The sequence below is a fragment of the Streptomyces sp. TLI_105 genome (assembly GCF_900105415.1).
Lineage (GTDB): Bacteria > Actinomycetota > Actinomycetes > Streptomycetales > Streptomycetaceae > Streptomyces.
This window is the reverse complement of sequence record NZ_FNSM01000001.1, coordinates 7,002,891-7,016,135: the sequence shown is the minus strand read 5'-3', so window position 1 is coordinate 7,016,135 and position 13,245 is coordinate 7,002,891. Positions and strand designations below refer to the sequence as shown.

10 protein-coding genes and 1 pseudogene are annotated in these 13,245 nt (G+C 74.0%); 7 read left to right on the top strand and 4 right to left on the bottom strand.

Annotation, left to right across the window (positions count from 1 at the left end; genetic code table 11):
- Window positions 1-54: 54 nt before the first annotated feature.
- The 3 genes from purB (at window position 55) to BLW86_RS32060 (ending at window position 3,419) form a co-directional block, all read left to right on the top strand.
- The gene (gene purB / locus BLW86_RS32070; protein WP_177181809.1) at window positions 55-1,497 is read left to right on the top strand and encodes an adenylosuccinate lyase; all 1,443 of its coding nucleotides are present in this window, start codon (window positions 55-57) and stop codon (window positions 1,495-1,497) included.
- 62 nt (window positions 1,498-1,559) lie between these two features.
- Window positions 1,560-2,045, top strand: coding sequence for a G/U mismatch-specific DNA glycosylase (mug, locus tag BLW86_RS32065; protein WP_093877259.1), 486 nt, complete (start codon window positions 1,560-1,562; stop codon window positions 2,043-2,045).
- Between the two features lie 216 nt (window positions 2,046-2,261).
- A complete protein-coding gene (locus tag BLW86_RS32060; protein WP_093877258.1) occupies window positions 2,262-3,419 on the top strand; it encodes an ROK family transcriptional regulator in 1,158 nt (385 codons plus the stop codon).
- 393 nt (window positions 3,420-3,812) lie between these two features.
- On the opposite strand, the gene BLW86_RS32055 is transcribed toward BLW86_RS32060, so the two are convergent.
- On the bottom strand, window positions 3,813-4,553 hold the full coding sequence (locus BLW86_RS32055) for a GntR family transcriptional regulator (RefSeq protein ID WP_093877257.1): 741 nt from the start codon (window positions 4,551-4,553) through the stop codon (window positions 3,813-3,815).
- Window positions 4,554-4,812: 259 nt separating this feature from the next.
- Window positions 4,813-5,718 carry an RNA polymerase sigma-70 factor gene (locus BLW86_RS32050; protein WP_256341486.1) on the bottom strand — a complete coding sequence of 302 codons (906 nt, stop codon included), beginning with the start codon at window positions 5,716-5,718 and terminating at the stop codon, window positions 4,813-4,815.
- Window positions 5,719-5,894: 176 nt separating this feature from the next.
- Here BLW86_RS32050 and BLW86_RS32045 point away from each other — a divergent pair, with 176 nt between their 5' ends.
- A complete protein-coding gene (locus BLW86_RS32045; RefSeq protein ID WP_093877255.1) occupies window positions 5,895-6,725 on the top strand; it encodes an alpha/beta fold hydrolase in 831 nt (276 codons plus the stop codon).
- 48 nt (window positions 6,726-6,773) lie between these two features.
- Here BLW86_RS32045 and BLW86_RS43405 read toward each other — a convergent pair.
- Together BLW86_RS43405 and BLW86_RS32030 are read right to left on the bottom strand one after the other, a co-directional pair.
- Window positions 6,774-7,373, bottom strand: a pseudogene (locus tag BLW86_RS43405) (EamA family transporter); the annotation flags it as partial.
- A 290-nt stretch (window positions 7,374-7,663) separates the two neighbouring features.
- Window positions 7,664-8,638 (bottom strand): helix-turn-helix domain-containing protein, encoded by a 975-nt coding sequence (locus tag BLW86_RS32030; RefSeq protein ID WP_093877253.1) that lies wholly within the window; start codon window positions 8,636-8,638, stop codon window positions 7,664-7,666.
- 108 nt (window positions 8,639-8,746) lie between these two features.
- Here BLW86_RS32030 and BLW86_RS32025 point away from each other — a divergent pair, with 108 nt between their 5' ends.
- From BLW86_RS32025 to BLW86_RS32015, 3 genes are all read left to right on the top strand, one after another.
- Window positions 8,747-9,778 (top strand): saccharopine dehydrogenase family protein, encoded by a 1,032-nt coding sequence (locus BLW86_RS32025; RefSeq protein ID WP_093877252.1) that lies wholly within the window; start codon window positions 8,747-8,749, stop codon window positions 9,776-9,778.
- A gap of 85 nt (window positions 9,779-9,863) precedes the next feature.
- The gene (locus tag BLW86_RS32020) at window positions 9,864-11,273 is read left to right on the top strand and encodes a MocR-like pyridoxine biosynthesis transcription factor PdxR (RefSeq protein WP_177181808.1); all 1,410 of its coding nucleotides are present in this window, start codon (window positions 9,864-9,866) and stop codon (window positions 11,271-11,273) included.
- Between the two features lie 148 nt (window positions 11,274-11,421).
- Window positions 11,422-13,014, top strand: coding sequence for an alkaline phosphatase D family protein (locus BLW86_RS32015; RefSeq protein ID WP_093877251.1), 1,593 nt, complete (start codon window positions 11,422-11,424; stop codon window positions 13,012-13,014).
- The last annotated feature ends 231 nt before the right edge of the window (window positions 13,015-13,245 follow it).

Below are 13,245 nucleotides of genomic sequence, written 5' to 3'. Positions count from 1 at the left end.
TCCACACCGGACCGTGGCGCTGGCCTGCAGAAACCACCAGTAAACTCTGTCCACGTGACTGCTGTGACTGCGAAGCCCCGCATCCCCAACGTTCTGGCCGGCCGCTACGCCTCCGCGGAGCTCGCCGTCCTCTGGTCCCCCGAGCAGAAGGTGAAGCTGGAGCGTCAGCTGTGGCTCGCCGTGCTGCGTGCGCAGAAGGACCTCGGGATCGAGGTTCCGGACGCCGCCCTCGCCGACTACGAGCGCGTCCTCGACCAGGTCGACCTCGGCTCCATCGCCGAGCGCGAGAAGGTCACCCGGCACGACGTGAAGGCCCGCATCGAGGAGTTCAACGCCCTCGCCGGCCACGAGCACGTCCACAAGGGCATGACCTCGCGCGACCTCACCGAGAACGTCGAGCAGCTGCAGATCCGGCTCTCCCTGGAGCTGATGCGGGACCGCACGGTCGCCGTCCTCGCCCGGCTCGGCAAGCTCTCCGCCGAGTACGCGGAGCTGGTCATGGCCGGCCGCTCGCACAACGTCGCCGCCCAGGCGACCACCCTCGGCAAGCGTTTCGCGACGGCGGCGGACGAGCTGCTCGTCGCGTACGCCCGTCTGGAGGAGCTGCTCGGCCGCTACCCGCTGCGCGGCATCAAGGGCCCGGTCGGCACCGCGCAGGACATGCTGGACCTGCTCGGCGGCGACGCCGGCAAGCTGGCGGAGCTGGAGCAGCGGATCGCCGGTCACCTCGGCTTCGCGCACGCCTTCACCTCGGTCGGCCAGGTCTACCCGCGCTCGCTCGACTACGACGTGGTCACCTCGCTGGTGCAGCTGGCCGCCGCCCCGTCCTCGATCGCCAAGACGATCCGCCTGATGGCGGGCCACGAGCTGGTCACCGAGGGCTTCAAGCCCGGCCAGGTCGGCTCCTCGGCGATGCCGCACAAGATGAACACCCGCTCCTGCGAGCGCGTCAACGGCCTCATGGTCATCCTGCGCGGCTACGCCTCGATGACCGGTGAGCTGGCGGGCGACCAGTGGAACGAGGGCGACGTGTCCTGCTCCGTGGTCCGCCGGGTCGCGCTGCCGGACGCCTTCTTCGCGCTCGACGGCCTGCTGGAGACCTTCCTCACCGTGCTCGACGAGTTCGGCGCCTTCCCGGCCGTCGTCGCCCGCGAGCTCGACCGCTACCTGCCCTTCCTGGCGACCACCAAGGTCCTCATGGGCGCCGTCCGCGCCGGCGTGGGCCGCGAGGTCGCCCACGAGGCCATCAAGGAGAACGCCGTCGCCTCCGCCCTCGCCATGCGCGAGCAGGGCGCCGAGCGCAACGAGCTCCTCGACAAGCTGGCCGCCGACGAGCGGATCCCGCTGGACCGGGCGCAGCTCGACGAGCTGATGGCGGACAAGCTGTCCTTCACGGGCGCCGCCGCCGACCAGGTCGCTTCCGTGGTCTCCCGCATCGAGGAGATCCTCAAGCAGCACCCGGAGGCCGCCGCCTACACCCCCGGGGCGATCCTCTGACCCGGACCCCCCGGTTCACCCAGCAGGAGCTGGAGGCCGCTCGCGACCGCGTCGTTCCCGACGTGGTCGCGAGCGGCCTTTCCGTCCTCTTCTGCGGGATCAATCCGGGGCTGATGACGGCGGCGACGGGCCACCACTTCGCCCGCCCGGGCAACCGCTTCTGGCCGGTGCTGCACCTGTCCGGGTTCACACCGAGGCGGCTGCGGCCGGACGAGCAGGAAGAACTCCTCACGTACGGACTCGGCATCACGAACGTGGTGGCGCGGGCGACCGCACGGGCCGACGAGCTGAGCCGCGAGGAGTACCGCGAGGGCGGGCGGCTGCTCGTGGAGAAGGTGGAACGCCTCGAACCGCGCTGGCTCGCGGTCGTCGGCGTCACCGCGTACCGCACGGCCTTCGGGGAGCCGAAGGCGACGATCGGGCCGCAGGACCGCACGATCGGGTCCACCCGGATCTGGGCACTGCCCAACCCGAGCGGTCTCAACGCCCACTGGACGACGGCGACGATGGCCGAGGAGTTCGCCCGCCTCCGGGAGGCGGCTCGGTGACGGTTCCGGGACGGACCGCGGACTCGGCTCCTCCGGCGGGCCCCCGCGGGCGGTGAGCGGGGCGGCGAGACCGCCCCGCTCCGCCCGTACGACAGTTGGCGCCCCGTCAGGTACGGGGCGCCGTGCGCCCGGGTCCGTCGCGGGGGCGGCACTCGCCGCGACCGGGCCCATTGAGTACCATCCGCCGAAGAGGTGCACGAGCTGGGAGGACACACTGTGGGGCGGCTGACCGGCGGGGATCCGTCTCTGCTGCGGCGGATCAACTCCGCGGTGGTACTCCATGCGCTGCGCGGCGCCGACGCGCCCACGCTCACGGATCTGACCCGGATCACGGGCCTGTCGCGACCCACGGTCGAGGGGGTCGTCGAGGGCCTCATGGAGGGCGGTCTCGTCGTCGAGTCGGCGCCCGAGGAGGGCGAGGCCCGGCGGCAGGGTCGCCCGGCGCGGAGGTTCCGCTTCCGCGCGGAGGCCGGCCATCTGCTCGGCATCGAGATCGGTCCGCACCGCGTGGCCGCCCTGCTCTCCGGTCTGGACGGGCGCATCATCGGCGCCGGGTCCCGCGAGGTGTCGGAGACGGCGTCCGAGGACGAGCGCCTGGACCGGGTGCGTACGGTCGTGGCCGACGTGCTGCGCAGGGCCGGGGTCGCCCGGTCCAACCTGCGGGCCGTCGGCGTCGGCACGCCCGGCATCGTGGAGGCCGACGGCACCGTACGCCTCGGCACGGCGCTGCCCGGCTGGACGGGCCTCGCGCTCGGCGAGCGGCTGCGGCGCTCCTTCCGCTGCCCGGTGATCGTGGAGAACGACGCCAACGCGGCGGCCGTCGCCGAGCACTGGAAGGGCGCCGCGACCGACTCCGACGACATCGTCTTCGTCCTCGCCGGCCTCAGCCCCGGTGCCGGCTCGCTGATCGGCGGCCGGCTGCACCGGGGCTTCGGCGGGGCGGCCGGGGAGATCGGCGCCCTGCACCTGCTCGGCCAGGGCGTGACCCCGGAGCGTCTCCTCTCGACCACGGACGAGCCGCTGCACCCGCTGGACGAGCAGGCGGTCGCCGAGGTCTTCGCACTGGCCCGCAAGGGCGACGCGCGCGCGGAGGCGGCGGTGGACCGCTTCATCCAGCGGCTCGTGCACGACGTGGCGGCCCTGGTCCTCGCCATCGACCCCGAGCTGGTGGTCGTCGGCGGCTGGGCGGCCGGCCTCGACGGGGTGCTCCAGCCGCTCCGCGAGGAACTGGCGCGGTTCTGCCTGCGGCCGCCCCGGGTGGTGCTGTCCCTGCTCGGCGAGGCCGCGGTGGGCACGGGCGCCCTGCGGCTCGCCCTCGACCACGTCGAGGAGCAGCTCTTCGCCGTCGAGGGCACGGTGACGGCCCGCCGCTAGTGTCCTGAGTCGGAAGTCTTTAGGCAGATCTCTGCTTCGATCGACCGGCGGCCGCGCCCGCTTCTCACCAGGTCGGGGCTCGACTTGGAACCGTCGGCCCGAAGGCCGGAGGCTGAGAGAACCACCCAAGAATCTCCGACTCAGGACACCAGGGGGTGTCCGGCGGATCCGGGCCGGAGAAGGCCGCGGCGTCTGATGCAGGGGGTCCCCCAGGCCCGCCAGGGCCGAGGGGGCGGATCGCAAGGCGCCGGAGCGCCTCGACAGCGGAGCTGTGGGGGCGCTCCGGCAACGCGGCGAGGCGCCGTGCCGGGCGTCGCGGCCCCGGCCCTGATCCGCCGGACAGGCCCCAGGAGCCTCCTGGTGACGGGCCGGTGTCCGAAGGCGCGGGGAGTCCTACGAGGCCATGACCAGGTCGGCCGAGTCGCCGAAGGTGAGGCGGCAGGTGTCGGCGCGGTAGGTGGCCACCGAGACGGCGGCCGGACGTCCGGCGGAGAGGTAGCGGGTCGTCACGACGAGGACGGGCGCGCCCGGCAGCCGGTCGAGCTCCTTGGCGTCGTCGGCGCGGGCGGAGCCGAGCTCCACGGCGCGGTCCTGACCGTCGAGGGCGAGGTGCTGGAGTTCGCGGAGCACGGCGCGGGCGCGGGCGGGACCCGCGGGCGCGTCGATGGCGCTGAGGTCCGGGACGGAGCCGGCCGGCACGTAGAGCAGCTCGGCCGCGACCGGCTGGCCCTGGCTGATGCGGAGGCGGCGGACGATGTGCACCTGCTCGTCGGCGGCGGTCTCCAGGACGCGCGCGACGGCGGCCGGGGCCACGTCGGTGGTGGAGTCCTGGGGCTGCCAGACGTCGTCGCCGACGCCGGGCCAGGCCTGCTGGGTGGTGGAGACGTCGACGCCGACGCGCGGCGGGGCGACGGTGGTGCCGACGCCGCGGCGGCGCTGCAGGCGGCCTTCCAGCTCCAGTTGCTCCAGGGCCTGACGGAGCGTGGCACGGGCGACGCCGAAGCGCGCCGCGAGTTCGCGCTCGTTGGGCAGGATCTCCCCGACCGCGAAGTCCGAGTCGAGCGCTTCGCCGATGACTGTCTTGAGGTGCTGGTACTTCGGCTCCGGTACCGATGTCAGCTGCGTGGTCCCCACCCTGATCCTCCGCAATTCGCCGTGTCCCGCGGCGTTTTTCCGCGCCCTTGTTTATTAAAGGTTCCTGCACTAACTCTGCGACCATAAGGCGAGCCACCCCCTTGGTCAAGACCAATCCTCTGTCGAACGTCCCTGAATGTGACCCTCTGACCTGGATCGTTCACAGGACGTTCGCGCCCTTGTGAACCCCGCGCAGCAAAAGGCCCCGCCTCCCGGAAGGGGAGGCGGGGCGAGTTCCGGCCGACTGGCGTGATCTCCGTCAGTCGTCGGCGAGGCGGACGAGGCCCTGGAGCTTGTCGGGGTTGCGGATGATGTGGACGCACTGGACCAGTCCGTCGCGCACCTCGACCTGGAAGACGGTCTCGGGCTCTCCGTCCGCGAGGACGAGCACGGCCGGGGCGCCGTTGAGCTCCAGGAAGCGCACCTCGTACCCGTCCCACGAGTCCCGGGCGACGGCGACGAGGAAGCGGCCGACCTTGTCGGCGCTCTCGATGATCCGCAGCGGCGCCTTGGACTTGCCGCCGCTGTCGCCGACGAGCCGGACGTCCGGGGCGAGGAGCGCGAGGAGCTCGCCGAGGTCGCCGCCGGCCGCGGCGGAGAGGAAGCGCTCGGTGAGGTCGCGGCGCTCGGCCGGGTCGACGTCGTAGCGCGGCCTCCCCTCGTCGACGTGGCGCCGGGCGCGGCCGGCGAGCTGGCGCACGGCCGCCTCGGAGCGGTCGAGGGCGGTGGCGATCTCCCCGTACGGAAAGCCGAAGGCCTCGCGGAGCACGAAGACGGCCCGCTCCAGCGGGGAGAGGGATTCGAGCACCACGAGGACCGCGAGGGAGACGGAGTCGGCGAGCAGGGCGCGCTCGGCGCTGTCGGGGGTGGCGGGGCCGAAGTCGGTGACGAGGGGTTCGGGGAGCCAGGGGCCGACGTAGGACTCGCGGCGCACCTGCGCCTGGCGGAGCCGGTCGATGGCGAGCCGCGTGGTGATCCGTACGAGGAAGGCGCGCGGCTCGCGGACGGCGGCCCGGTCCGCGGCGGTCCAGCGCAGCCAGGCCTCCTGGACGACGTCCTCGGCGTCGGCTGTGCGGCCGAGCATCCGGTAGGCGACGCCGAGGAGCATGGGGCGGTGCTCCTCGAAGAGTTCGGTCAGGGTGTCGGTGTCGGTGTCGGTGGGCACGCTTCCATCCCAGCCCACGTCATCGGTCCTGTCCAGTTTCCGGCTCCCGTCTTGAACTCCTGGCTACTGAGCGGTAATTCTTGCTGACGGGGCGTCTAAATGGTGGCGCCCGCCGGTCAGAAGGTGGCGCCTGCCGGTGTTCACGAGGAAGCTTCACGAGGAAGCGAGGGGGCCGCATGCCCGCACGGATCGCGTTCACGATCGAGACCCCGGCGGGTCCCCGCGACATCTCCATGACGTACGAGCGGCGGGGGGCGGGCGAGCCCCTGCTGCTGCTCCACGGCATCGGGCACCACTGGCAGGCCTGGGGGCCCGTCCTCGACGTCCTCGCCGTCGAACGCGAGGTGATCGCCGTCGACCTGCCCGGTTTCGGGGCCTCCGACGGACTGCCGGAGGGCCTCCCGTACGACCTGTCCACCGTCGTCCCCGTGCTCGGCGCCTTCTGCGAGGCCGTCGGCTTCGAGCGGCCGCACGTGGCGGGGAACTCGCTGGGCGGGCTGCTCGCCCTGGAGCTCGGCCGGGAGAAGCTGGTGCGCTCGGTCACCGCCCTCTCCCCCGCCGGCTTCTGGTCGGAGGCCGAGCGGCGGTACGCCTTCGGGACGCTGCGGGCCATGCGCGGCGCCGCCCTGTCGCTGCCCGTTCCGGTGATCGAGCGCCTCTCGCGCACGGCCGCCGGACGCACCGCCCTCACCAGCACGATCTACGCGCGCCCCGCCCGCCGGTCACCCGAGGCCGTCGTCGCCGAGACGCTCGCGCTGCGACAGGCCACCGGCTTCCACCAGACGCTGACGGCGGGCCGGACCGCCCTCTTCCGCGACGACGTCCCGTCGGTCCCCGTCACCGTCGCCTGGGGCACCCGCGACCGGCTGCTGCTGCGCCGCCAGGGCATCCGCGCCAAGCACGCCCTGCCCGCCGCGCGCCTGGTCCGGCTGCCCGGCTGCGGCCATGTGCCGATGAACGACGACCCCGCTCTGGTCGCGCGCGTGATCCTCGACGGCAGCCGCTGAGCCCGGGCGGGCCGAGCGGGTGAACAGGCCCGTGCCCAGGGCGGCTCCGGCACCGACGAGGAGGCTGCCGACCGCCTGGGGAAGGCCGAAGGCGGCGCCTCCGACCAGGGCTGCGCTCAGAGCCGCGGCGATCGGGATGGCCCCGGTGTAGAGAGTGGCCCTCTCCATGCCGACGCGCTGGACACCCATGTAGAAGAGGACGAACCCGACGACCGTGGCCAGGGCCGCCTGCCAGACCAGGGCCCCCGTCTCCACGGCCGTCGGCATCCGCACGAACCCGGCGCCGTCCACGACCAGGCCGACGAGCGCCGCCTCGGCCGCGCCGATCCCGCACACGGCGGCCGTCAGCAGCTTCGGCCCGAGCACCCGCAGCACCGGGACGGCCAGGACGGTGAACCCCACTTCACCCGCGAGCGCCGCCACCGACCAGCCGATCCCGGCCAGGTCCGTCCGGCCCCAGCCCTGCACGGTGAAGGCGCCGGCGGCGACGAGCAGCGCCCCGTACAGCACGGCGGGGGCGGGCCCGCGGCCCTCGGTGAGCGGGACCAGGACGGCGACGACGACCGGGGCGCAGCCGACGAGGACGCCGGGGACGGCGGGCTCCGCGGTCCGTTCGGCGGCCAGGACCGCGAGGTTGAAGCCGACCATGCCGACGGCGGCGAGGGCGGCGAGCCGCAGCCGGTGACGGGCGGTCAGGAGCCGCAGCGGAGCGAGCCCGCCACGGCCGAGCAGCGGGAGGAGGAGCAGACAGGCGGCACCGTAGCGGAGGGCCTGCCCGCCCGCGTACGGATAGGCGCCGAGCAGGCTGTTGGCGGTGAAGGAGGCACCGACGAGGGCGTAGGCGAGGGTCACCAGGAGGACCCCGCGCAGGGCGTTCGCGTTCATGCCTCCGACGCTAGGGAGCCGCGCGGCCCGGGTTGAGGTCCACTTCCGTCACGTCATCGGGGACCACTTTCGACACGTCCGGCGGGGCCGGTCCGGGAGCGGAAGGTGCGGCGGTAGGTGTCCGGGGGCACGCCGACGGTGCGGTTGAAGTGGCGGCGGAGCGTGGTGGCGGTGCCCATGCCGGTGGCCTCCGCGATGGCGTCGACGCTGTCGTCGGTGGCTTCGAGGAGCTCCTGGGCGCGGCGGATCCGCTGGGTGAGCAGCCATTGCAGCGGGGTGGTGCCGGTCGCGGCCCGGAAGTGGCGGCCCAGGTGGCGCGAGCTCATGCGCGCCCGGCGTGCCAGGTCCTCCACGGTCAGCGGTTCGCCGAGCCGTTCGACCGCCCAGGGCAGCAGCTCGGTGAGCGGGTGGTCCTGCCGGGTGGGCACGGGTGCGGTGACGAACTGGGCCTGTCCGCCGTCCCGGTGCGGGGGCACGACCAGGCGTCGGGCGACCGTGTTGGCGATCGCGGAGCCGTGGTCGAGGCGGACGAGGTGCAGGCAGAGGTCCATCGCGGCGGCCTTGCCGGCGGAGGTGAGCACCGTGCCCTCGTCCACGTAGAGCACGTCCGGGTCGACCTCCACGCGCGGGTACCGCCCGGCCAGGGTCTCGGTGTGCGCCCAGTGCGTGGTGGCGCGCCGTCCGTCGAGGAGGCCCGCGGCGGCGAGGACGAAGGCGCCCGTGCACAGGGAGGCCACGCGCGCGCCCGCCTCGTGGGCCGCGCGTACCGCGTCGACCAGGTCGGCGGGCGGTTCCCTGTCGACGTCGGCCCAGCCCGGGACGATCACCGTGTCCGCGTACGGGAGCCGGTCGAGTCCGCCGTCGGGTTCCAGGCGGAACCGCTCGACCGAGACGGGGCCCGGCCCGCAGACGGCCACGTCGTACCAGGGGACGGTGACGGCGTCCGGGACGGATCCGAACACCTCGTGTGCGAGGGAGAGTTCGAAGTGCAGCATGCCGTCGGTGACGGCCAGCGCGAGCGTACCCATGTCCGTAATTGTACGGGGCGTGGCGTTCCGGACACTCGCGGTCGACCGCACCGGCCGCCAGGATGGCAGTAGTTGAACATTCGACAACTGGGAACAGAGGGAGAAGTCATGGAATCGGGTCGGACGGTCGCGGTGTTCGGCGCCTACGGTCACACCGGGCGCTTCGTGGTGGCGGAACTGCTGGAGCGGGGCTTCGTCCCGGTGCTCTCCGGCCGCGACGCCGACAGGCTGCGGACGCTCGCCGCGTCCCACGACGGGCTCGACGTCCGCCCGGCGTCGGTCGACGACCCGGCCTCGCTCGACCGCGCGCTGGCCGGCGCGGCGGCCGTCGTCAACTGCGCCGGACCGTTCGCCGTGACCGGCGCCCCGGTGATCGAGGCTGCGCTGCGCGCCGGGATCCCGTACGTGGACGTGGCGGCCGAGATCGAGGCCAACGCCGACACCTTCGCGCGCTTCGCCGACCGGGCCCGTGCCGCGGGAACGGCGATCGTCCCCGCCATGGCCTTCTACGGCGGCCTCGGCGACCTGCTGGCCACCACGGCCATGGGCGACTGGACGACGGCCGACGAGGTGCACGTCGCGTACGGACTGAGCAGCTGGCACCCCACGGCGGGAACCCTCGCGGCGGGCAAGGTCTCCCGCGAGCGGCGCGGCGGCCGGCACGTCCGCCACACCGGAGGCCGGCTGGAGTACCACGACGAGGCGCTCCCCGTCCTGGAGTGGCCCTTCCCCGCCCCCATGGGCACCCGGCCCGTCATCGGCGAGTTCACCATGGCCGACGTCGTGACCGTCCCCAGCCACCTGGCGGTGCCCGAGGTACGCACCTACATGGCGGTCGACGCGGCCCGGGACCTGTCGGCGCCGGACGCGTCCGCACCGGCCGCCGTCGACGAGCGCGGCCGGTCCGCACAGACCTTCCTCGTGGACGTCCTCGTCCGCTCCGGAGGCGCGGAGCGCCGGGCCGTCGCCACCGGCAGGGACATCTACGCCGTCAGCGCACCGCTCGCGGTGGAGGCGGTCCACCGGATCCTCACCGGCCGGACCCGGACGACCGGCGTCGCCTCGGCCGGCGAGATGTTCGACGCGCCCGAGTTCCTGCGCGCGCTGTCCGCGCACCTCTCCCTGGACGTGCAGCACTGACTCCCGGCCGCTCTCGGCATCATGGGTCACGACCGGGGCGGATCGGTGAACTCCCGGTCGAAGACGGCGAGAAGGGTCGTGCGACATGAGGAGCCAGGGGCAGGCGGCCTGGGAGCTGCTTCTGCCGGCCGTCGGCGCTCCGGCGCGGCGGCGGGGGCGGACACTGCAGGAGGCCTTGCGGGAGGCGGTGCGTTCGGGCCGGCTCGCGGCCGGGACGCGACTGCCGTCGACCCGCGCGCTCGCTGCCGACCTCGGCGTCTCGCGGGGCCTCGTCACCGAGGCGTACGAACAGCTGACGGCCGAGGGGTACCTGCGGAGCGACCGGGGTGCGGGGACCTGGGTGGGCGGCGCGGCCCGAGCGGCCGTGCGCGGGGCCCGTGACCTGGCAGCCGGGGCGCCCGGGGTCCGGGTGGACTTCCGGCCGGGGACCCCCGACCTGTCGCTGTTCCCCAGGAGCGCGTGGGCGGCGGCGCAGCGGTCCGTGCTCACGCGCCTCCCCCACCCGGCGCTCGGCTACCCGGATCCGCGCGGGCTCCCCGAGCTGCGCGAGGCGCTGGCCGCGATGCTGGCGCGGCGACGGGGCGTGGTGGCCGATCCGGAGCGACTCGTGGTCTGTTCGGGCGTGGCACAGGCGTCGACCCTCCTCGGCTTCGTCCTGCGCGCGCGCGGACTGCGCCGGGTCGGGATCGAGGATCCCGGCAGCCCGGAGCACGGGCGCCTGTTCGCCTCGACCGGCCTGGAGACGGTGTGGCTGCCGCTGGACGAGGAGGGACTGCGCCCGGGGCCGCTCGCCGACTCCGGAGTGCGGGCGGTCGTCGTGACGCCCTCGCACCAGTTCCCGTCCGGCATCAGCTGGTCGGCGGAGCGCCGGGCCGCCCTCCTCGACTGGGCGCGCGCCGTGGACGGATACGTCCTGGAGGACGACTACGACGGCGACTTCCGCTACGACCGCGCCCCCGTCGGCGCACTTCAGGGACTCGACCCCGAGCGGGTCGCCTACACGGGCTCGGTCAGCAAGTCGCTGGCCCCGGGGCTGCGGCTCGGCTGGATGCTCGTCCCGGAGGCGCTGCTCGACGAGATCGTCGAGCGCAAGCGGACGATGGACCTCGGCAATCCCGTGCTCGACCAGGCCGTCCTCGCGGAGTTCGTGACGCGCGGCGGGTACGACCGTCAGCTGCGCCGCTGCCAACGCGCCTACCGGGAGCGGCGGGACGCGCTGCTCGCCGCCCTCGCGGAGCACCTTCCGGGCACCCGAGTGAGTGGCATCGCGGCCGGACTCCACGTCATCGCGCGCGTACCGGCCCGGTTCGGGCCCCCGGAGCGGTTCCTCGCGCGGGCGGCGGAGGCGGGGGTGGCGCTGCGGACTCTGGAGGAGTACGGCACCGCCCGGCCGTCCGACGAGGACGTACGGCTCGTCATCGGGTACGCGCACCTGGCTCCTTCGGCCATCGGCACCGGGATCAGGTGGGTGGCGGAGGGGTGCGGGAGGGGGTGAGGCGGGCCGCCAGGAGGGCGATCTGTTCACGCGGGGTTCGTGTGGCCGCCGCACCCGGCCGTTAGGCATGGGGCGGCGCGCCCGGCCCGGCAGGCACGGACACGGCGCGCCGTCCGTGACCGGAACGACCGACCCCGGAGGCTCTCTCATGTCCCTTCCTCTGCCCGGCTCTTCACCCTCCCCCGCTCGACGCGGCCTCCTGCGCGGCTCGTTGGCCGCCTCGGCGGCGCTGGCCCTCGGCGGCACCGGTCTCGCCGCTCCCGCGTTCGCGCTCTCGGGCCGGCCCCGGGCCGAGTGGGGTGTGCAGGCGGGTGACGTCACGGCCTCCTCCGGTCTGGTGTGGGTGCGCTCGGACCGGCCGGCGCGGATGCTCGTGGAGACGTCGGCGACCGAGTCCTTCCGGCACGCGCGCCGCCACTTCGGGCCGCTGATGGACGCGGGCACGGACTTCACCGGCACGACCGTGCTGCGCGGCCTGCCGGCGGGCGAGCAGATCCACTACCGGGTCACCCTCGTCGACCCGGACGATCCGCGCCGGGCGGGCGAGCCGGTCCTCGGCACCTTCCGCACGGCCCCGGAGCGGCGCCGCGACGGGGTCCGCTTCCTGTGGTCCGGGGACATCGCGGGTCAGGGCTGGGGCATCAACCCGGACATCGGGGGCTTCCGGGCGTACGAGGAGATGCGCCGGCTCGACCCGGACTTCTTCCTGTGCAGCGGCGACACGATCTACGCCGACGGGGTCATCCAGCCCAGCGTGACCCTGCCGGACGGGAGGATCTGGCGGAACGTCACGACCCCGGAGAAGTCGAAGGTCGCCGAGACCCTCGACGAGTACCGGGGCAACTTCCGCTACAACCTCCTCGACCACAACGTCCGGGCCTTCAACGCGCAGGTGCCGTCGGTGGTGCAGTGGGACGACCACGAGGTGCGGAACAACTGGTACCCGGGACAGATCCTGGACGACCCCCGCTACACGGAGAAGGACGTGGACGTCCTCGCGGCCCGGGCCTCGCGGGCGTTCGGCGAGTACTTCCCGGTCTCCACGCTCCACGCGCGCGGGGAGGGGCGCGAGCGGCGGATGCACCGGGTGGTGCGGTACGGGCCGCTGCTCGACGTGTTCGTGCTCGACATGCGCTCCTACCGGAACGCCAACTCGCCCGGCCGGCAGGCCGACGACACCACCGGCATCCTCGGCGCCGGGCAGCTGGCGTGGCTGAAGCGGGAGCTGGCCGCGTCCCGGGCGGTGTGGAAGGTGCTCGCGGCGGACATGCCGATCGGTCTGGTCGTCCCGGACGGCGCGGCGAACTTCGAGGCGATCGCCCAGGGCGACCCGGGCGCGCCGCTGGGCCGGGAGCTCCAGATCGCGGAGCTGCTGCGGTTCGTGAAGCACCGGCGGATCACCGGCACGGTGTGGCTGACGGCGGACGTCCACCACACCTCGGCGCAGCACTACGCGCCGGAGCGGGCGGCCTTCCAGGACTTCGCCCCCTTCTGGGAGTTCGTGTCCGGGCCGCTGGCGGCGGGCGGGTTCCCGGCGAACGCCCTGGACGCCACGTTCGGCCCGGAGCGGGTGTTCGTGCGGGCGCCGGAGCGGGGGAACCTGTCGCCGATGGAGAGCCCGCAGTACTTCGGCGAGGTCGACATCGACGGCCACAGCGGGGAGCTGACCGTACGGCTGCGGGCCGAGGGCGGCACGGTGCTGTTCAGCAAGGTGCTCCAGCCGGGTCAGGTCGGGCAGTAACCCCAGGTCAGGGGCGTGCGGAGGTCCGTCCCGGGTGATTGTCAGTGCGGCGTCCTACCGTCGTACCCATGACGCGATCCGTACAGGCGCTCGCCCGCCTCCGCCCGTCCGCGCCGGAGCCCACGGGCTCCGGCCGGCTGCTCGGCCTGGAGACGGCGGGGGGCCGTGCAAGCACGTGCTTGCGGTCCGGATGGCGCGGCGGACGGCCACGGCCGTCGGCGGGGCGGCGTG